This is a genomic window from Rhizobium sp. AP16 (assembly GCF_000281735.1).
Taxonomy (GTDB): domain Bacteria; phylum Pseudomonadota; class Alphaproteobacteria; order Rhizobiales; family Rhizobiaceae; genus Rhizobium; species Rhizobium rhizogenes.
In genome coordinates this window covers 1-19,370 of the sequence record NZ_AJVM01000002.1, presented here as the reverse complement: position 1 = coordinate 19,370, position 19,370 = coordinate 1, and the positions used below count along the sequence as shown (strand labels likewise).

Below are 19,370 nucleotides of genomic sequence, written 5' to 3'. Positions count from 1 at the left end.
GGCAGCTATGAAAACGAGACTTTGTGTAATTTTATTTCCAATACTTGTTTCCGGCTGTGCTGATGTTGCTAGCTTGCAGGGGGCAAAGAGATATCAGAGCAGCGTCGAATCAGCGTCGTATGATCAAATAAAGATGCAGCTTTCGAAAGCGATTGACGACCCCTACACGGTTCCAGCTTTCGCGAATATCTCAGGTGCCAGCCTCAAATATGACAGCTCTTTAAGCGCCTCTCCAAAACGGACGTTTGCGCCTGCCGGGGTCACCAGCGAGGTTGCACTGAGTGTCGGGGCTTTTTCCAGTTCATCAACTCTTACGGTCACACCAGTCAATAGTGCTAAAGCCGTTCAGGTCATGCGTGATCTCTATGCTAACGCCGTAAATGGCGATCCAATTCGGCTTGAAGATTTAGCGGCGTTGACGACAAAGCCGCCTCATCATGGCTGGTTATATCACAGCCGCAGTTCGACCCCACCAGCCGCGTGTTCGGCGGGTGGACTGCAGTGTGTAACGTTAGGTCAATACGGGAAATATTGGCTATTTTCCCAAGGAGGAAAGGCATACAGCGATTTCGCGCTTGCCGTGCTGCAGGCAATGACACTTACGGAATCACAATCGGTATCCGCGTCATCTCCATCCGGAAAAAAGAATGCCGGCACGAAACCGACGTCGTCTGCCTCGCGGCCGTCCAATGTTCAAAAGCGAATCCAAAGCGACGGCCTCATAACGCCGATGTATGTGCCGCCAATTATCTTGCAGCAGCAATAATTGGGGAACGCCGATTTATCCCCTCTGAGACCCAAAATCGTGGGCGGGACAAATCTTACGGCGCAATTGGATGAATGAGAAGAACTGGCGCACCCGACAGGATTCGAACCTGTGACCTTTGGAATCGGAATCCAACACTCTATCCAGCTGAGCTACGGGTGCATGCCTGAGGCGGGTTGACTCGCCTGTCCGATGGCAGGTTCTTAGCCCAGGAAGCGTTTGGCTTCAATGCGGAAAATGCGGGAAAGTGCAGATCGGTGCGATCAAATGAAACAAGGCCGCGAGCCCTTTGGGTCGCGGCCTTGTTTATGGGGTGACAATGTTGCGGTTCAGGCCTTCATCGCGCCGGGACCGGGGATGGCCTTTGGCGGGACCTTGCCGAGGATGATCATGCCCAGGACTTCGTCCTTGGTGACATCTTCGGTGCGGGCGTGGCCGACAACCTGGCCGTTCTTCATCACCGAGACGCGGTCGGCGAGGTCGAAGACGTCGTGGATGTCGTGGCTGATGAGGAAGATGCCGATGCCTTCCTTCTTCAGCTGCTTGATCAGCTCGCCGACCTGCGCCGTTTCCTGAGGGCCGAGTGCCGCCGTCGGCTCGTCCATGATCAGGATGCGGGCGTCGAAGAGGATGGCGCGGGCGATCGCCACCGACTGGCGCTGGCCACCCGAAAGCGCCTTCACCGGCTCCTTGAAGCGCTTGAAGTTGGGGTTGAGGCGCCCCATCACTTCGCGGGCTTTCGCTTCCATCGCGACGTCGTCGAGCGTGCCCCAGCGGGTCTGCAGCTCGCGGCCGAGATAAAGGTTGGCGGCGGCGTCGACGTTATCGGCGACGGCCAGCGTCTGGTAGATCGTCTCGATGCCGTATTTCTTGGCGTCGCGCGGGGTGCGGATATCGACGGGTTCGCCGTTGATCAGGATATCACCGCTATCGCGCTTGTAGGCGCCGGAGAGGATCTTGATCAGCGTCGACTTGCCGGCGCCGTTGTGGCCAAGCAGGGCTACGACTTCGCCGGGATAGAGGTCGACCGAGGCGTTGTCGACAGCGTGGATGCCGCCGAAGGAGATGGAAATGTTCTTCATTTCCACAAGCGGAGTGGTTTGATCCGTCATGGTTCAGAATTCCTTTTACTTGGCACGCGAGCGATAGACGATGTCGAGCCAGACAGCGACCACCAGGACAACGCCGACGACGACGTTCTGAATGGGCGTGTCGACATTGGCGAGACCCATGCCCGATTGTAGCGACTGCATCACCAGGGCGCCGAGCATGGCGCCGGCGACCGTGCCGCTGCCGCCTGCGAGCGACGTGCCGCCGATGACGGCGGCGGCAATGGTGAAGAGTTCGTAGGTGGTGCCCTGCGAGTTGACCGCCGAATTCAGGCGGGCGGTCGAGATCGCGGCGGCGACGGCGGCAAGGAAGCCCATCAGCGCGAAGATCTTGATGATCACCCAGCGGGTCTTGATGCCGGCGAGTTCGGCTGCTTCCGGATTGCCGCCGATCGCGAAGACATAGCGGCCGAAGCGCAGGCGGGTAGCGATGAAAGTCATCACGATGCCGATGAGCACGGCGATCAGAACCGGAACCGAGATACCATAGGGAATATCCAGGCCCGCATCCGGCCAGGTAATATTGTGTTCCGTGGCGTATCTCTTGGCGATGCCGACCGGCCAGTTATAGCTGTTGAAGAGATAGACCGTGCCGAGCACCACGGCGGAGCCGAGGCAGCCCAGGAAATATTCCGCCCAAAGCGGCCGGCGCGGAAAGCCGAAACGCTTCCTCTGGCGGCGCGAGCCGACGATGCTGGCGACGATCATCAGGCAGGCGAAGACGCCGACGACCCAGCTCCAGGTGGCGCCGATCGAGCCCGTGGCGCCGCTGCCGCCCATGATGACGAAGGTGGAGTCCATCGGCGCGACGGTCTGGCCGCTGGTGACGTACCAGGCGAGACCGCGCCAGACGAGGAGCCCGCCGAGTGTCACGATGAAGGAGGGGACGTTCATGAAGGCGGTGATCGCGCCCTGGAAGGCGCCGATGGCCGTGCCGATCGCCAGGCCGCAGAGGAGCGTGATGATCCAGGTCCAGGAACTGTCGAAGCCGAGATATTGCGGCAGCCACTTGGCTTGGATGACGCCCATGATCATGGCGACGAAGCCGAGCAGCGAGCCGACTGAAAGGTCGATATTGCGCGTGACGATGACCAGCACCATGCCGGTAGCCAGCACCGCGATTTCGCAGGTCTGCACCGAGAGGTTCCAAAGGTTTCTGGCCGTCAGGAATTCGCGGCCGTCGAAGACCCTGAGATAAAGATCGAAGCCGATCCAGATGATCAGCAGTGCTCCGATCATGCCGAGCAGGCGGGTATCGATTTCGGTGGCGCGCAGGAAGCGGGTAATTGCGCCGGCATCTGCGTTCCGGGGCCCGCTCGATGTGGTGGACTGTGTCATGTCGGCCATCGCTTTGCCGTTCTCCCTCTATTGGGCGCGGCCTGCGATGCATTCTGGGCTATCGCTGGCAACCGCGCCAATCTCAAAAATTCGTCATCGCAAGTCCTGCCGGTCTTCGTCCGGTCCCGATGGCCGCCATCCGGCAAATCAACGGGTTATGCGATGGCGTGGCACGCTGCGGGAAGCTCTGTCTCCAACTGCAAGGAAGAGTTGTTGGCCTCTCATCCGCATTCGACGCCGCAACGGAAAGCCGCTGCGGCGTCGATGGTATCGTTGGATCAACCGTCCAAAGGTCGCCGTTTACTTGCAGGCTGCGACGGCGCCGGCCTTGACGCCCTGGCAAGCTTCAGCCTTGGAGATCCAGCCGGCGTCGATGACGACGTTCAGATTGTCCTTGGTGATAGCGATCGGGGTCAGGAAGACGGACTTCATGGCAACATGCTTCGGGCCGCCATTGAAGGTCTGGACGCCGTCGATCTGGTCCTGTGTCTTGCCACCGGCAAGAGAAAGGGCGATTTCAGCGGCGCGCTTGCCGAGTTCACGCGAGTCTTTCCAGATGGAAACGGTCTGCGTGCCGAGCGCGATGCGGTTGAGCGCAGCCTTGTCGGCGTCCTGGCCGGAAACCGGAACCGAACCGGCAAGACCCTGGGCGTCGAGAGCGGCAACGGCGCCGCCGGCGGTGCCGTCGTTAGAGGCGACGACCGCGTCAACCTTGTTGTTGTTGGCGGTCAGGAACTGTTCCATGTTGCGCTGTGCGTTCTGCGGCAGCCAGCCGTCGGTGTAGGCTTCGCCGACATTCTTGATCTTGCCGGCGTCGATGGCGGGCTTCAGCACTTCGATCTGGCCGGAGAAGAGGAAGTCGGCGTTCGGGTCGGAAGACGAGCCCTTGATGAACACGTAGTTGCCTTCCGGCTTGGCCTTCAGGACTTCGCGAGCCTGCATGCGGCCCACTTCCTTGTTATCGAAGGTGATGTAGAAGGCAGCCGGATTTTCGATCAGGCGGTCGTAGCCGACAACCGGAATGCCTTCGTCGGCAGCCTTTTCGACGGCCGGGCCGATGGCGTCGGAGTCCTGAGCGAGAATGATCAGCGCGTTGGCGCCCTGGGAAATCAGGGATTCAACGTCGGTCAGCTGCTTGGAAGCGGAAGACTGGGCGTCAGCGGAAATGTACTTGGCGCCGGCTGCTGCGAGTGCCTTCTTGATGGCGGCCTCGTCAGTCTTCCAACGCTCTTCCTGGAAGTTCGACCAGGAAACGCCAACGACGAGGTCCTTGGCAAAGGCTGCCGTCTGCATGGTCAAAACGATGGCCGCGCCCGCTGCCAGCTTGATAAAAGCTTTCATATTACCCTCCCGAGTGAATGCGACCGCACGTATCCTGAAACTCCCGTCGGCCGCCGCGATAATGCTGACGAGAAAGGTTTCGCTTTTTTTCTCGACAGTCGAGAAATTTAGTGTCAGAGATTTTTTCGACTGTCAACACCCGCGTCTGCAGGTTTAATTGGCCGCTGGACAAGAGCCATCTGAAGATGCGGACAGGAGGGTGGAATGAGGGGGAGGCTTGTTGATGCTGGCCAAATCGAGTACCGAATTGGTCCGTCAGAAGAACAGCGTTCTGGTGCTTGCGGCGCTGCGCCGCCATGGTCCTCTTGCCCATACAGAACTCTCTGATTTCACAAAGCTTTCATCCGCGACTGTGTCGGTCATCACTGCCGATCTGGAGCGGGCGCAGATCATCGAGAAGGCGGAGCAGCAGGCCGCGAGCGGCCGTGGCCGTCCTCGCGTGTTGTTCTCGCAGCGGCGCGATTGCGGTTATCTCATCGTCGTCATCATTTCATCCGATGCCGTGCAATATTCGCTTGTGGATTATGCCGGCCGGTTGATGGATCGTTTCACCGAGGAGAGGCCGCAGGATGTCTCCGGCGTCGGCTCCTTCGTGGCCGGTCTGCGGAATGCGCTCGACCGTATCGTTACCCGCTCGCGATTGTCGCGCGACAAGGTTCTGATGATCTCGATCAGCAGCAAGGGGCTGGTCGATGCGTCTGATCCGATCCTGCGCTGGTCGCCCATCTTCGGGCGGGAAGAGATCGATTTCGCCGCGGTGCTGCGCGAGGACTGGCCGGCAAAGATCATCCTCGGCAACGAGACGCTGCTGGTCGCCGCCGCCGTCGGCCGGCAGGAAGAGAATGAGAAGGGCGCCGATTTCCGGGCGCTTGCCGCTCTATCGCTCGGTCATAGCATCGGCCTCGGTATCGTGCGTCGCGGCGAGGAGGGCGTCCATCAGATATCGGCGCCGAATTTCGGGCATATGCTGCATCTGCCGGGAGGCGGCCTCTGTCGCTGTGGGTCGCGCGGCTGCATCGAGGCCTATGCCGGCTTCTACGCCATCCTGCGCTCGGCCTTCGACGTGCCGCTCGACACGATCCCCGCGAAATTCGTGCCGGTCGCCGAACTCGACAAGATTGCAGCCAGCGCCCGTCAGGGCAGTCGCCGCAACATCCTCGCCTTTCGCCAGGCGGGACTGGCGCTGGGCAACGGCCTGTCGCGCGTGCTTAGCCTGCATGAGAGCATGCCGATCGCCATCACCGGTCCCGGTGCGCGCTATTACGACCTGTTGCTGGAGGGTATTTCCGAGGGGTTGGCGGACTCGCATATCGTGCGTATGGAAGGCATGCCGGAATTGCGGGTCCTTGCCGACGAGCCGACGCTGGTCTTCGAAGGGCATCTCAACCGCGCGCTGACGATGATGGACAGCGACATCGTCAAAGCTGGCGTCGTAACGCCGGAAACACAAGATACTTCCGCCGGCCGATCAGCGGTCGGCGAAGTGACGCGGGCAAACTGAAATGGCCGGGCGATAACCCGGCCATTGTGATTCCGATGACGCTGGGCTGGTCTCAGGCGACCTTCACCAGTTTCCCTTCCTTGACGGACTGCAGCGCTGCGTCTGCAAGCTGGAGTGCCGCGAGGCCATCGGCGCCCGATGGTGTAATTGCCACGCCCTTTTCGATCGCGGCGATGAAGCTGGCGATTTCGTTGGCGTAGGCTTCGGTGTAGCGGGTCATGAAGAAGTCGTGCAGGGGCGGGCGAGTATAGCCTTCGCCATTGGCGACTTCGATCGAGAAGGGCCGCTGGTTTTCGGCGGCGACCATGCCCTTCGAGCCATGGATTTCGATGCGCTGGTCGTAGCCATAGGTGGCGCGGCGGGAGTTGGAGATGATCGCCTGCTTGCCGGAGGCGGTCTGCAGGATGACGGAGACGCTGTCGTAGTCGCCGGCTTCCCCGATCGCCTTGTCCACCAGGACGGCGGCGGTGGCGGTGACGGCAACCGGCTCTTCGCCGAGCAGGAAGCGGGCCATGTCGAAATCATGGATGGTCATGTCGCGGAAAATGCCGCCGGAACGCTTGATATAGTCGACCGGCGGGGCGCCCGGGTCGCGTGAGGTGATCGTTACCATCTCAACCGCGCCGATACGGCCCTCGTCGATGGCCTTTTTGACGGCCATGAAATGCGGATCGAAGCGGCGGTTGAAGCCGACCATCAGCTTGCCCTTCACCTCGTCAACCACCTTGATGCAGGCCTTGACGCGGGCGACATCGAGATCGACAGGCTTTTCGCAGAAGATGGCCTTGCCGGCGCGCGCGAAGCGCTCGATCAGATCGGCATGGGTGTCGGTCGGCGTGCAGATCACGACGGCGTCGATATCCTTGGCCGCCTCGATTGCCTCGATGGTGCGGACTTCGCAGCCATAGGCCGAAGCGATCGCATCCGCAGCGGCCGGAAACGCATCCGCCACCGCGACGAGCTTGGCATTGGCATCGCCGCTGACGGCTTTCGCATGCACCTTGCCGATGCGTCCGGCGCCGAGAAGACCAAATCTGACAGTCATTTTTACCTCCCTGGATTCGGAACAAATGAACCGAATAAAAATCAAGATGGAATTTTCATTCCATCTTCCGAAGGCGGCGTCAAGCCGCCAGCGTTTCACAATTTTAAAATTCACATTGCGAAAATGGCTTATCTTTGGACAGGCTTTTCCGAAACCGCTTCACAGTTTTCAAGATCATGCGCTAAAGACGGGATCTCTCCAACAGGTGAACGAGACCCATGCAACTGATCGATCCCAACCATCCCGTCTACAAGCCGCTCTGGGTGCGGGTTCTGATCGTTGGCGTCTGCCTTGGCTGGGCGACGATCGAGGCATTCGGTCCGGAGCCGTTCTGGGCTGTTATCGTCGGCGGGCTCGGCCTCTACAGCGGCTGGGTATTGCTGTTGAACTTCAAGCCGGAGCCGCCCAAGGCCGAGGTTGAAAGCATTGTTGCGGACGATCAGGACGAAAACGACGAGCCGACTGACGAAAAGAAATAACTATCGCGCCAGACGCCGCAGGGCCTCGTCGATCAGTTGATTGGCGATCATCATGCGCATGGTCGCCTGTTCGCGAAAGGGCGGGGCGACGCTGTCGGGATGATTGACCTTAGCGAAGGCGCGGCGTTTCTCGTGGAGAGACTGCAAGGTGCTTTGCGGCGAGATCGCCAGATCCGTGGCCACCTCTTCCCTGGATGTCCGCGCCAAGTGATCCGGCATGACTGGCGGCTCCGGCTCTTTCGGCTCGGGTTCAGGCAGCGGCTCCGGCGACGGGATCTCATTGCCAAGATTGTCGATATAGGCATCGTCCGGACGAGAGGACCCGGCCGGCTCGCCGCCGAGAACGGTCGCGACAAAACTGACGTTGAGACCGCGGATGCGATGCGCCGCCTCATCCTTTGCCGATTTGTCGTCTTCCGTCTCGAGGCGATCGAGGACGGATTGAAACAGTGATTGCCCGAATAACATGCCTGCCTCCAGAGGCATCCTGGATAAGCGCGCAAGTTGGTGCGGAGCTTATGGCGGGTTGCCGATCATGGGCGGGGATCATGCCAGAAGAAGATTCCGGCTTTCCTCCAGGATCATGTCATGCAGCAGCCGGGCGCTCGGCGGCATGGCGCGTTCGCGGGCGGTGATCAGGCTGTAGGGCTTCACTTCGAGCTCGAAGTCGATCGGCAGGATGCAGGATTCGCCGGCTTTCGATGATTGCCCGCAGATAAATTGCGCCATGTCGAGCGCGATCGGGGCGATGGCGTCCGTCTTGCAGACGACGGCGAGCGTCAGCAGCAGAGAGGACGTGTTGACGATGTTTTCCGGCAGGGGCACGCCGGCGGTGATGAAGATATCCTCCACCTTGCGCCGGAGCATCGTGCCGGGCGGCTGGAAGACCCAATCGTAGCCGGGCAGGTCCTCAAGACTGGCGACGCCTTTCTCCAAGAGTGGATGACCGTTGCGGACCACAAGACAGGCTTTCTCGACGCCGATCTCATGGGAGGTGAACAGGCGTGGATTAAGCTCGTCCGGAATGCGGCTGATGATGAAGTCATGGCGGGCGGCGAGGAGTTCGCGCGCCAACACATTGCTGTTCTCCACCTCGATATTGATTTCGATACCCGGATAGGCGCGCGTCACGCGCTGGATCGCCGGCACGACGAGGCTGATTGCCGGGGCGGTGACAGCGCCCAGAAAGACGGAGCCGCCCTTGCCGGTTCTAAGCTCGCCGATCTCCCGGCTCGCCTCGCGCAACTCGAGCAGAATCTTGCGCGCCCGCTTGGCGAGCGCCAGTCCGAAGGGGGTCAGCACGACGCCGCGAGCCACCCGTTCGTAGAGCGGACTTTTGACAATCGACTCCATTTCGGACAGCATGCGCGAAGCCGCAGGTTGTGACATGTTCATGGACTCGGCGGCGGCGGAAATCTGCGCGTGATCCTCGATCGTCACGATCATACGCAGGTGATTGAGCTTCAAACCGGCCTTGAGCAGGGTGTCGTCGCGAAAACTGTCCGAGTGAATCTCGATGCCTTCGCTCGAATAATCGTTATATATTTTCTCCATGGTGGCCAATTTTCCCTTTCGCCGGCAAAAAAGTACTATTTTTTAACATTATACCAAATTCGGTATATATTTTGCCAGTTATTCTATTTGACAGTTATACGAAATCGTACGAATTTGCCCAGCGTGCGCCGGGTGCAGCTCATGCACGTGAGAGCGTGGAGGAGTTCTACTTCGTTTCTCACAACCAGAAGTAACTGTTCCTTCTACGGAACCTGCCGCAGTTTCGGGCGGGCATTTTTTGTCCGCCGCATTATTAAACAAGGGAGAGAGTAATGAAGTCCATTATCTCATTGACGGCTGCCGCTGCTATCGGCGTCGCTATGTTTGTGGCGCCTGCCTTCGCGGCAGACAAGGGCACCGTTGGTATCGCCATGCCGACCAAGGCTTCGGCGCGCTGGATCGATGACGGCAACAACATCGTCAAGCAGCTCCAGGCTGCTGGCTACGGCACCGACCTTCAGTACGGCGACGACGATATTCCGAACCAGCTCTCGCAGGTCGAGAACATGGTTACCAAGGGCGACAAGGTTCTCGTCATTGCTGCGATCGACGGCACGACGCTGTCCGACGTTCTGCAGAAGGCGCATGATGCCGGCATCAAGGTCATCGCTTATGACCGCCTGATCCGCAACAGCGGCAATGTCGACTATTACGCTACGTTCGACAACTTCAAGGTTGGCGTTCTCCAGGCTAACTCGATCGTTGACGGCCTCGGCCTCAAGGATGGCAAGGGTCCGTTCAACATCGAACTCTTCGGCGGTTCGCCGGACGACAACAACGCCTTCTTCTTCTATGACGGCGCAATGTCGGTTCTCAAGCCTTACATCGACAGCGGCAAGCTAGTCGTGAAGTCCGGCCAGCAGGGCATGGACAAGGTCGGCACGCTGCGTTGGGATCCGGCAACGGCTCAGGCTCGCATGGACAACCTGCTCTCGGCTTACTACACCGATGCACATGTCGATGCCGTGCTGTCTCCGTATGACGGTCTCTCCATCGGCATCCTGTCTTCGCTCAAGGGCGTCGGCTACGGCACCGGCGGTCAGAAGCTGCCGATCGTGACCGGTCAGGACTCCGAAATTCCTTCGGTCAAGTCCATCATCGCTGGCGAACAGCACTCCACGATCTTCAAGGACACCCGTGACCTCGCAAAGGTTACCGTCGACATGGTCAACGCTCTGATGGAAGGCAAGACGCCGGAAGTCACCGACACCAAGACCTACGACAACGGCGTCAAGGTTGTTCCGTCCTACCTGCTGACCCCGGTCGCAGTCGACAAGACCAACTATGAGAAGGTTCTCGTCGAAGGCGGCTACTACAAGGCCGACCAGCTGAAGTAGTCTTTCGATTTACCGATCAGGGCCCGCCGCAAGACGGGCCCTGACTCTGATATTTAAGACGGTCGTCCGGTCTGTTATGTTCGGCTGCGGCGTTGGATACAAAACATGGACAATACAATCCTCGAAATGCGGACCATCACCAAATCGTTCCCTGGTGTGAACGCTTTGGAAAACGTCAATCTGAAGGTCCGTCAGGGCGAGATCCACGCTTTGGTGGGCGAAAACGGGGCCGGCAAATCCACCCTGATGAAGGTGCTCTCCGGCGTCTATCCGGCCGGCAGCTATGACGGCGATATCTATTATGACGGCCAGGTGCGTCAGTTCAAGACCATCAAGGACTCCGAAGAGATCGGCATTATCATCATCCATCAGGAACTGGCCCTCGTGCCGCTCCTGTCGATTGCTGAAAACATCTTCCTGGGCAATGAGGTCGCCGCCTCGGGCGTGATCAATTGGCAGGAAACCTTCAGCCGCACCAAGCAGCTCCTCGCCAAGGTCGGCCTCAAGGAATCTCCGAGCACGCTCGTGACCGACATCGGCGTCGGTAAGCAGCAGCTCGTCGAGATCGCCAAGGCCCTGTCGAAGAGCGTGAAGCTTCTGATTCTCGACGAGCCGACCGCTTCGCTCAACGAAAGCGACTCGGATGCGCTGCTCAACCTCCTGATGGAATTCCGCAATCAGGGCATCACCTCGATCATCATCACCCACAAGCTCAACGAAGTGCGCAAGGTGGCCGACGAGATCACGGTGCTGCGTGACGGCATGGCGGTGAAGACGCTGAACTGTCATGAGGAAGAGATCAGCGAAGACATCATCATCCGCAACATGGTCGGTCGCGAACTTGCCGATCGATATCCGCCGCGCTCTGTGCCGATCGGCGAGACCATCCTCGAAGTCAAGAACTGGAATGCCTTCCACCAGCAACATCGCGACCGCCAGGTGCTGCACGACATCAATATCAACGTCCGCAAGGGCGAAGTGGTCGGCATTGCCGGCCTGATGGGCGCCGGCCGCACCGAATTCGCCATGAGCGTCTTTGGCAAGTCCTATGGTCACAAGATCAGCGGTGAGGTGTTCATCGACGGCAAACCGGTGGACGTCAGCACGGTGCGCCGCGCTATCGACGCCGGACTTGCCTATGTTACCGAGGACCGCAAGCAGCTCGGCCTGGTGCTGACCGAAAGCATTCTGCACAATACGACGCTTGCCAATCTCATGGGCGTCTCCAAGGCGACAGTCATCGACGATGTCCGCGAGCTTCAGGTCGCCACCAATTTCCGCTCGAAGCTGCGTATTCGCTCCTCGGGCGTATTTCAGGAGGCGGTCAATCTTTCCGGCGGCAACCAGCAAAAGGTCGTGCTGTCGAAGTGGCTGTTTTCCGATCCCGAGGTGCTGATCCTCGACGAGCCGACGCGAGGTATCGACGTCGGCGCCAAATACGAAATCTATTCCATCATCAACCAGCTTGCCGCCGACGGAAAGGGTGTTCTGATGATCTCATCGGAAATGCCCGAACTCCTCGGCACTTGCGACCGCATCTACGTCATGAATGAAGGCCGGATCGTCGCTGAATTGCCGAAGGGGGAGGCGAGCCAGGAAACCATCATGCGCGCTATCATGCGCTCAGGGGAGAAGCACTAATGACTACGGCCAGCCCAAGCAAAGAAGGCCCCAGCGTCGTCTCGATCGGCGACTATATCCGCAATAACATCCGCGAATACGGCATGCTGATCGCGCTTGTCGCCATTATGCTTTTCTTCCAGATCGTTACCGGCGGTGTTCTCTTCAGGCCGCTGAACCTGACCAACCTCGTGCTGCAGAATTCGTTCATCGTCGTGATGGCGCTTGGCATGCTGTTGATCATCGTGGCCGGCCATATCGACCTGTCTGTCGGCTCCGTCGTCGGGTTCGTCGGCGCGGTTGCCGCCGTCCTTGTCGTGCAATGGCAGATGAATCTGGTTCTCGCGACGATTATCTGCCTGGCGATGGGCGCCCTTGTCGGTGCCTGGCATGGCTATTTCGTCGCGTATCACCGCATTCCGTCGTTCATCGTGACCCTTTCGGGCATGCTGGTGTTTCGCGGATTGACCTATGCAATCATCAACATGACCGGCAGCGGCAGCAGCATCGGTCCGTTCCCGCCGGCTTTCCAGATCATGGCGACCGGCTTCCTTCCGGACTTCTTCGACATCGGCGGCATCCACGGAACATCGATCCTTCTGACCGTCGCCATACCGATTGTGATGTTCTTCCTTTCCTGGCGTCGTCGTCAGGTGAATGAAAAACATGGTATCGATGTCGAACCGCTGGGCTTCTTCATTGGGCAAAATCTATTGCTTTTTGCAGCGACCCTGTTCCTCGGCTATCAGATTTCCTCCGCCAAGGGCCTGCCCAACGTCTTGATCGTCATGCTGGTGTTGATCGCAATCTATGCCTTCGTGACCCAGCGGACGACGATCGGCCGCCGCATTTATGCGATGGGTGGCAACGAGAAGGCGACCAAGCTCTCCGGTATCGATACCCGGCGCCTGACCTTCTATACCTTCGTGAACATGGGCATGCTTGCCAGCATCGCCGGCATCATCGTTGCCACGCGTCTGAATTCGGCCACCGCCAAGGGCGGTGACGGTCTGGAGCTCGACGTCATCGCGGCCTGTTTCATCGGTGGCGCTTCCGCTTCGGGCGGCGTCGGCAAGGTGACCGGCGCGGTGATCGGCGCCCTGATCATGGGTGTTCTGAACCAGGGCATGTCGATCCTCGGCTACCAGACGGATTCGCAGAAGATGATCAAGGGCGCGGTGTTGCTCACCGCCGTCTTCATCGACGTCTACAACAAGAACAAGGGCTGATCGCTAAAGCGCTCAGCCGAGATTTAAAACCAAATCCATGACAGAGTCCGGCTCTCGCTGAGAGCCGGAGCGGTGGAATGCATCCAGCCTCTGTCTATTAGGAAAGGATGAAACTATGCTCATTTCCCAGATCAAGGGTTCGAACGGCGAGATCGTTGTCGCCGTGCGCAACGGACCCGACGATATCGCCAAGGCTGTCGTCAATGCCGGCAGCGTCTATGCGCTGGCGATGGAAGCTGCCGAGAGCGGCAAGTCTCTCGTTTCCGTCATCGAGGCACATGGTCTCGGCGAGACGATCGATCTGGAAAAAGCCTATGCTGACGGACGTTTCCTGTCGCCGATCACCCATCCGGACGCCGCTCACCTGCACCTGACCGGCACCGGTCTCACGCATCTCGGCTCCGCCGCGACCCGCGATTCCATGCATAAGAAGACGAGCGAAGCCGCCGAAGAGACGCTGACTGACTCCATGAAGATGTTCAAGATGGGCATCGAGGGCGGCAAGCCCAAGGACGGCGAGAAGGGTGTACAGCCCGAGTGGTTCTACAAAGGCAACGGCTATGGCGCGGCAGCTCCGGGCGCGGCACTCGTTTCTCCGTCCTTCGCGCTTGATGGCGGCGAAGAGCCCGAAATGGCCGGCATCTATGTCATCGCCAAGGACGGCACGCCGTTCCGCATCGGCTTTGCGCTCTCGAACGAATTTTCCGATCACGTCACCGAGCGGATCAACTATCTCTATCTCGCCCATTCCAAGCTGCGTCCGGCAAGCTTCGGCCCGGAAATCCGCATCGGTGTTGCGCCGGAGGATATCCGTGGCTCTTCGCGCATCAAGCGCGGCGACAAGGTGATCTTCGAAAAGCCGTTCCTGTCGGGCGAGGCGAACATGTCGCACACCTTCGCCAATCTCGAATATCATCACTTCAAGTACGACCTGTTCCGCGCGCCTGGCGACGTTCATGTCCACATGTTCGGTACCGCGACGCTGTCTTTCGCCGACGGCATCAAGCCGGAAGCGGGCGATGTCTTTGAAATCGAAGTCGCCGAATTCGGCTTGCCGCTGCGCAATCCGCTCGCCGTTGCCACTGAGGAGACTGTGGCGGTTCGCCAGCTCTAATCCGTCGAGGCCGGCTGCGCCTGTGCGGCCGGTCGTTTTCAAAAAGATCCAGGAAGGCATGAAGCCATGACCATTCATCAGAATCTGATCGCCGGCGAATGGACCGGTACGACCGGCGCCGAGAACATCAATCCGTCGGACACCAACGAGGTCGTCGGCCTCTACGCCAGCGCCAGCGTCCAGGACGTTGCGGATGCGATTGCTGCCGCCAAGACTGCGTTTCCGGCATGGTCGCGTTCGGGGATCCTCGAGCGTCACTCGATCCTCCGAAAGACCAGCGATGAGATCCTTGCCCGCAAGGACGAGCTTGGCGCTCTGCTTGCCCGCGAAGAGGGCAAGACGCTACCTGAGGCGATCGGTGAGACCATCCGCGCCGCCCAGATTTTTGATTTCTTTGCCGGCGAGGCGCTGCGTCTTGCGGGCGAAGTGCTGCCTTCCGTGCGTCCGAACATCGGCGTCGAAATCACCCGCGAGCCGCTCGGCGTCATCGGCATCATCACGCCCTGGAATTTCCCCATCGCCATTCCGGCCTGGAAGATCGCGCCGGCGCTTTGCTATGGCAACACCATCGTCTTCAAGCCCGCCGATTTGGTGCCGGGCTGCTCCTGGGCGATCGTCGATATTCTTCACCGCGCCGGCCTGCCGAAGGGCGTCTTGAACCTTGTCATGGGCAAGGGCTCGGTCGTCGGCCAGGCCATGCTCGACAGCCCGGTCCTGTCGGGCCTCACCTTCACCGGCTCCGTCGGCACGGGCAAGCGCGTGGCGTTGTCCTCCGTCGAGCACGGCCGCAAGTATCAGCTGGAAATGGGTGGCAAGAACCCGATGGTCGTTCTTGACGATGCGGATCTCACGGTTGCCGTTGAAGCCGCCGCCAACTCCGCCTTCTTCTCGACCGGCCAGCGCTGCACCGCGTCGTCTCGCCTGATCGTCACCGAAGGCATCCACGACAAGTTCGTGGCGGCGCTGACGGAGAAGCTGAAGACACTGAACGTCGACAATGCCGTCAAGGCCGGCACGCATATCGGCCCGGTCGTCGATGCCAAGCAGTTGAAGACCGACACGGACTATATCGAGATCGGCAAGCAGGAAGGCGCCAAGCTCGCTTTCGGCGGCGAGATCATCAGCCGCGAGACGCCCGGCTTCTACCTGCAGCCGACGCTGTTTACGGAAGCCACGAACCAGATGCGCATCAGCCGCGAAGAGATCTTCGGGCCGGTCGCCTCGGTCATTCGGGTGAAGAACTATGAAGAGGCGCTTGCCGTCGCCAACGACACGCCGTTCGGCCTGTCCTCCGGCATTGCCACCACCAGCCTGAAGCATGCGACGCATTTCAAGCGCAATGCCGAAGCCGGCATGGTGATGGTCAACCTGCCGACGGCGGGTGTGGACTTCCATGTGCCGTTCGGCGGCCGCAAAGGCTCGTCCTTCGGCCCGCGCGAACAGGGCAAATACGCCGCCGAGTTCTTCACCACGGTCAAGACGGCCTACACGCTGGCCTGACCATCGATTTCAATGTCCAGGTTCGTACGAGGCGCCCTGGACGACGGAAAAAAGGTACTGAGATTATGAAGAAGAAAGCTGAATGGCCGCGCAGACTGCGCTCCTATGACTGGTTCGGCGGCACCGGCAAGAACGCGATCATGCACCGCTCCTGGATGAAGAACCAGGGCCTGCCGGCCGACACGTTTGACGGCCGTCCGATCATCGGCATCTGTAACACCTGGTCGGAGCTGACGCCCTGCAACGCGCATCTGCGTGATCTTGCAGAGCGCGTGAAGCGCGGCGTTTACGAGGCTGGCGGTTTCCCGGTCGAGTTTCCGGTGTTCTCGGTCGGCGAGAGCACGCTGCGCCCGACGGCGATGATGTTCCGCAATCTCGCGGCCATGGACGTCGAAGAGGCGATCCGCGGCAATCCGGTCGACGGCGTCGTGCTGCTCGGCGGCTGCGACAAGACCACGCCGAGCCTTCTGATGGGTGCGGCCTCGGTCGATATCCCGGTCATTCTGGTGTCCGGCGGCCCGATGCTGAACGGCAAATGGCGTGGCAAGGATGTCGGCTCCGGCACGGCTGTCTGGCAGTTCTCGGAAATGGTCAAGTCCGGCGAGATGTCGCTGGAAGAGTTCATGGATGCGGAGCAGGGCATGGCCCGCTCGGCCGGCAGCTGTATGACCATGGGCACAGCCTCGACCATGGCGTCGATGGCCGAAGCCCTCGGCATGACCCTGCCGGGCAACGCCGCCATCCCGGCGGTCGACGCTCGCCGCCGCGTGATCTCGCAGCTCTCCGGCCGTCGTATCGTCGACATGGTCAAGGAAGACCTGAAGCCTTCCGACATCCTGACCAAGGAAGCCTTCGAGAACGCCATCCGCGTCAACGGCGCCGTCGGTGGTTCCACGAATGCCGTGCTGCATCTGCTGGCGCTCGCCGGCCGCATCGGCGTGGATCTGTCGCTCGACGACTGGGATCGCCTTGGCCGCGAAGTTCCGACCATCGTCAACCTGCAGCCCTCGGGCAAGCACCTGATGGAAGAGTTCTATTATGCCGGCGGCCTGCCCGTCGTCATCAAGGCGGTCGGCGACATGGGCCTGCTGCATAAGGATGCGATTACCGTCACCGGCGAAAGCATCTGGGACGGCGTCAAGGATGTCGTCAACTACAATGACGACGTCATCGTCCCGCGTGAAAAGGCGCTGACGCAGTCGGGCGGCATCGCGGTTCTGCGCGGCAATCTGGCGCCGAAGGGCGCCGTGCTGAAGCCGTCGGCCGCCTCACCGCATCTCATGCAGCACAAGGGCCGCGCTGTTGTCTTCGAAAGCATCGAGGATTACCACGCCCGCATCAACCGCGACGATCTCGACATCGACGAGAACTGCATCATGGTGCTGAAATACTGCGGCCCGAAGGGCTATCCGGGCATGGCCGAAGTCGGCAACATGGGCCTGCCGCCGAAGGTGCTGAAAAAGGGTATCACCGACATGATCCGCATCTCCGATGCGCGCATGTCCGGCACCGCCTACGGCACCGTCATTTTGCACACCGCCCCGGAAGCCGCCGATGGCGGGCCTCTGGCGCTGGTTCAGAATGGCGACCTGATCTCGGTCGATGTGCCGGCCCGCACGATCCAGCTCGAGATCTCCGACGAAGAGCTGGCCAAGCGCCGCGCTGCCTGGGTGTCCCCGGTCAAGCCACTCGCCGGCGGCTACGGTGGTCTCTATGTGAAGACGGTTATGCAGGCCGATACCGGTGCCGACCTGGACTTCCTGGTTGGCGCACGCGGCTCGGACATTCCGATGAACCGTGACAGCCACTGAGATTGGTGTTTGAAATTTGAGAGGGGCGGGACGAGAGTTCCGCCCCTTTTTGATATGCGGCAGGAAGTGTCGACCTTTCAAAGATATTGATTTCGTTTCATAAATTATGAATTCGCGGCGAAAATATCGCTAATTGATTTCTTCGGGGATAAAGCCGCCGGTCTGGCGTTTCCACAGGCGGGCAAACAGGCCATCCTGCTCGATTAGTTCGTCCGGCCTGCCTTCTTCCAGGACACGACCCTGATCGAGCACGACGATCCGGTCCATCATGGCGATGGTCGAAAGGCGATGTGCGATGGCAATCACCGTCTTTCCCTCCATAACGAGGTTGAGTTTTTCTTGGATGGCGGCCTCCGATTCACTATCGAGGGCGGAGGTCGCCTCGTCGAGCACGAGGATCGGCGCGTCTTTCAGCATAACGCGAGCGATCGCTACGCGCTGCCGCTGACCACCGGAGAGCTTGATGCCGCGGTCACCGACGAAGGCGTCGTAGCCCTTACGGCCTTCGCCGTCCGCAAGATCGTTGATGAATCCATCGGCTTTTGCCGTCTTTGCCGCCTGTTCGATTTCGTCCTGCGTCGCCTCCGGTCGGCCGTAGCGGATGTTATCACCGACCGAACGGTGCAGCAGCGCGACGTCCTGCGCGATGACTCCGATGTTGCGGCGAAGGCTTGCCTGTGTGATCTCGCGAATGTCCTGTCCGTCGATGAGGATCGCGCCGTCTCCGATGTCGTAGAAGCGCAGCAGCAGACTCACCAGCGTCGTCTTGCCAGCCCCGGAGAGGCCGACCAGCCCTACCTTCTCGCCGGGCCGAACCGTCAGCGACAGATTATCGATAACAGGCTTCCCGGACTTATATGCAAAGCGGACATCCTGGAAACGAATCTCGCCGCTGTTGACCGCGAGGCTCTCCGCGTTGGGCCGATCCGTGATGCTGGGTGGCGTCGTCATCACGGGCATTGCGTCCTTAATGGTGCCTATCGCCTGGAAGATCTGCTGGCCCATCTGCAGGAAGGTGAAGGTGTAAGCGGACAGCCCATATAAGAGATAGACTGCCGCGACGAATTCACCGATCGTGAGAAAGCCAGCGACCAAACCGGAAAGACCGATGGAGAGTATCGACAGCCAGAGCGCCATGTTAAGGGCCATAACGACGAGTTCCGCCGTGCGATAGATACGTTGTTCCTTGTGTTGTGTTCGTACGGACTTCTGAATGATGCTGCGGATGGCACCCGCTTCGCTATCCTCCGCCGCGAACTGCTTGATCATCTGCATGTTGCTATAGAGATCGGTAATGGCTCCGGCTACGAGGCTGCGCAGCTTGGCGGTGCGGCGCGAGCGTTCGGCAAAGATCGGCGCCATCTTGACGGTGAGCAGGACGTTAAGTGCAATCCAGATGAAAACAGGCAGGGCGAGCTGCCAGGATAGCGCGCCGAGCAGAACCAAGGACCCAACCATTTTCAACAGGAAGCGTGGTATGGTCTGGAAGCCGACGATGATCTGCTGTTGTACGGCGGATGCCACCTGTGACAGGCGCGAAGCGACCTGTCCGGCAAAAAGATCATGAAAGAAGTCGAGATCTTGCCGCTCCACCGCCTTGTGACCCTGCCACTGAATGGCGGGCGG

The 19,370-nt window shown here is 59.9% G+C and carries 16 protein-coding genes and 1 tRNA gene; 9 read left to right on the top strand and 8 right to left on the bottom strand.

Going from position 1 to position 19,370, the window contains the following annotated elements; all coding sequences use genetic code 11:
- Window positions 1-7: 7 nt before the first annotated feature.
- Window positions 8-766, top strand: coding sequence for a hypothetical protein (locus tag PMI03_RS30875; protein ID WP_007689770.1), 759 nt, complete (start codon window positions 8-10; stop codon window positions 764-766).
- Window positions 767-851: 85 nt separating this feature from the next.
- On the opposite strand, the gene PMI03_RS03070 is transcribed toward PMI03_RS30875, so the two are convergent.
- The 4 genes from PMI03_RS03070 to xylF all read right to left on the bottom strand — a co-directional run bounded on the left by PMI03_RS03070 (window position 852) and on the right by xylF (window position 4,554).
- A tRNA-Arg gene (locus PMI03_RS03070) sits at window positions 852-928 on the bottom strand.
- 167 nt (window positions 929-1,095) lie between these two features.
- Window positions 1,096-1,878 (bottom strand): ATP-binding cassette domain-containing protein, encoded by a 783-nt coding sequence (locus tag PMI03_RS03065; RefSeq protein ID WP_007689768.1) that lies wholly within the window; start codon window positions 1,876-1,878, stop codon window positions 1,096-1,098.
- A 15-nt stretch (window positions 1,879-1,893) separates the two neighbouring features.
- Entirely contained in the window at window positions 1,894-3,222 is a 1,329-nt protein-coding gene (locus tag PMI03_RS03060; RefSeq protein ID WP_007689766.1) for a sugar ABC transporter permease, read from the bottom strand.
- A gap of 291 nt (window positions 3,223-3,513) precedes the next feature.
- On the bottom strand, window positions 3,514-4,554 hold the full coding sequence (gene xylF, locus PMI03_RS03055) for a D-xylose ABC transporter substrate-binding protein (protein WP_007689764.1): 1,041 nt from the start codon (window positions 4,552-4,554) through the stop codon (window positions 3,514-3,516).
- Between the two features lie 223 nt (window positions 4,555-4,777).
- Between xylF and PMI03_RS03050 the strand changes: the two genes are divergently transcribed.
- On the top strand, window positions 4,778-6,055 hold the full coding sequence (locus PMI03_RS03050) for an ROK family transcriptional regulator (RefSeq protein ID WP_007689762.1): 1,278 nt from the start codon (window positions 4,778-4,780) through the stop codon (window positions 6,053-6,055).
- Window positions 6,056-6,107: 52 nt separating this feature from the next.
- On the opposite strand, the gene iolG is transcribed toward PMI03_RS03050, so the two are convergent.
- A complete protein-coding gene (gene iolG, locus PMI03_RS03045) occupies window positions 6,108-7,100 on the bottom strand; it encodes an inositol 2-dehydrogenase (protein WP_007689760.1) in 993 nt (330 codons plus the stop codon).
- A gap of 218 nt (window positions 7,101-7,318) precedes the next feature.
- On the opposite strand from iolG, the gene PMI03_RS03040 reads away from it, so the two are divergent.
- A complete protein-coding gene (locus tag PMI03_RS03040; protein WP_007689758.1) occupies window positions 7,319-7,579 on the top strand; it encodes a hypothetical protein in 261 nt (86 codons plus the stop codon).
- Here the strand turns inward: PMI03_RS03040 and PMI03_RS03035 are convergent, their stop codons facing one another.
- On the bottom strand, window positions 7,580-8,047 hold the full coding sequence (locus tag PMI03_RS03035) for a hypothetical protein (RefSeq protein ID WP_007689752.1): 468 nt from the start codon (window positions 8,045-8,047) through the stop codon (window positions 7,580-7,582).
- 78 nt (window positions 8,048-8,125) lie between these two features.
- Window positions 8,126-9,133 (bottom strand): LysR family transcriptional regulator, encoded by a 1,008-nt coding sequence (locus PMI03_RS03030; RefSeq protein WP_007689751.1) that lies wholly within the window; start codon window positions 9,131-9,133, stop codon window positions 8,126-8,128.
- Window positions 9,134-9,405: 272 nt separating this feature from the next.
- On the opposite strand from PMI03_RS03030, the gene chvE reads away from it, so the two are divergent.
- The 6 genes from chvE (at window position 9,406) to araD (ending at window position 17,744) form a co-directional block, all read left to right on the top strand.
- Window positions 9,406-10,470, top strand: coding sequence for a multiple monosaccharide ABC transporter substrate-binding protein (gene chvE / locus PMI03_RS03025; RefSeq protein WP_007689749.1), 1,065 nt, complete (start codon window positions 9,406-9,408; stop codon window positions 10,468-10,470).
- Window positions 10,471-10,575: 105 nt separating this feature from the next.
- Entirely contained in the window at window positions 10,576-12,111 is a 1,536-nt protein-coding gene (mmsA, locus tag PMI03_RS03020; RefSeq protein WP_007689747.1) for a multiple monosaccharide ABC transporter ATP-binding protein, read from the top strand.
- Window positions 12,111-13,319, top strand: a complete 1,209-nt coding sequence (gene mmsB, locus PMI03_RS03015) for a multiple monosaccharide ABC transporter permease (protein WP_007689737.1) — start codon at window positions 12,111-12,113, stop codon at window positions 13,317-13,319. Before mmsA ends, mmsB begins: the two co-directional genes overlap by 1 nt.
- Window positions 13,320-13,434: 115 nt before the next feature.
- Window positions 13,435-14,433, top strand: coding sequence for an AraD1 family protein (gene araD1 / locus PMI03_RS03010; protein ID WP_007689734.1), 999 nt, complete (start codon window positions 13,435-13,437; stop codon window positions 14,431-14,433).
- A gap of 66 nt (window positions 14,434-14,499) precedes the next feature.
- Window positions 14,500-15,933 (top strand): aldehyde dehydrogenase family protein, encoded by a 1,434-nt coding sequence (locus tag PMI03_RS03005; RefSeq protein WP_007689732.1) that lies wholly within the window; start codon window positions 14,500-14,502, stop codon window positions 15,931-15,933.
- Between the two features lie 65 nt (window positions 15,934-15,998).
- Window positions 15,999-17,744 carry an L-arabinonate dehydratase gene (gene araD / locus PMI03_RS03000; protein WP_007689731.1) on the top strand — a complete coding sequence of 582 codons (1,746 nt, stop codon included), beginning with the start codon at window positions 15,999-16,001 and terminating at the stop codon, window positions 17,742-17,744.
- 129 nt (window positions 17,745-17,873) lie between these two features.
- Here araD and PMI03_RS02995 read toward each other — a convergent pair.
- Window positions 17,874-19,370, bottom strand: a 1,497-nt coding sequence (locus PMI03_RS02995; RefSeq protein WP_007689729.1) for an ABC transporter ATP-binding protein, incomplete at its 5' end; no start/stop codon positions are given.

Excerpts from the sequence above, each read along its gene's own strand:
- PMI03_RS30875 (WP_007689770.1), top strand. The coding sequence starts at position 8 with ATGAAAACGAGACTTTGTGTAATTTTATTTCCAATACTTGTTTCCGGC.
- PMI03_RS03065 (WP_007689768.1), bottom strand. The coding sequence starts at position 1,878 with ATGACGGATCAAACCACTCCGCTTGTGGAAATGAAGAACATTTCCATC.
- PMI03_RS03060 (WP_007689766.1), bottom strand. The coding sequence starts at position 3,222 with ATGGCCGACATGACACAGTCCACCACATCGAGCGGGCCCCGGAACGCA.
- xylF (WP_007689764.1), bottom strand. The coding sequence starts at position 4,554 with ATGAAAGCTTTTATCAAGCTGGCAGCGGGCGCGGCCATCGTTTTGACC.
- PMI03_RS03050 (WP_007689762.1), top strand. The coding sequence starts at position 4,778 with ATGCTGGCCAAATCGAGTACCGAATTGGTCCGTCAGAAGAACAGCGTT.
- iolG (WP_007689760.1), bottom strand. The coding sequence starts at position 7,100 with ATGACTGTCAGATTTGGTCTTCTCGGCGCCGGACGCATCGGCAAGGTG.
- PMI03_RS03040 (WP_007689758.1), top strand. The coding sequence starts at position 7,319 with ATGCAACTGATCGATCCCAACCATCCCGTCTACAAGCCGCTCTGGGTG.
- PMI03_RS03035 (WP_007689752.1), bottom strand. The coding sequence starts at position 8,047 with ATGTTATTCGGGCAATCACTGTTTCAATCCGTCCTCGATCGCCTCGAG.
- PMI03_RS03030 (WP_007689751.1), bottom strand. The coding sequence starts at position 9,133 with ATGGAGAAAATATATAACGATTATTCGAGCGAAGGCATCGAGATTCAC.
- chvE (WP_007689749.1), top strand. The coding sequence starts at position 9,406 with ATGAAGTCCATTATCTCATTGACGGCTGCCGCTGCTATCGGCGTCGCT.
- mmsA (WP_007689747.1), top strand. The coding sequence starts at position 10,576 with ATGGACAATACAATCCTCGAAATGCGGACCATCACCAAATCGTTCCCT.
- mmsB (WP_007689737.1), top strand. The coding sequence starts at position 12,111 with ATGACTACGGCCAGCCCAAGCAAAGAAGGCCCCAGCGTCGTCTCGATC.
- araD1 (WP_007689734.1), top strand. The coding sequence starts at position 13,435 with ATGCTCATTTCCCAGATCAAGGGTTCGAACGGCGAGATCGTTGTCGCC.
- PMI03_RS03005 (WP_007689732.1), top strand. The coding sequence starts at position 14,500 with ATGACCATTCATCAGAATCTGATCGCCGGCGAATGGACCGGTACGACC.
- araD (WP_007689731.1), top strand. The coding sequence starts at position 15,999 with ATGAAGAAGAAAGCTGAATGGCCGCGCAGACTGCGCTCCTATGACTGG.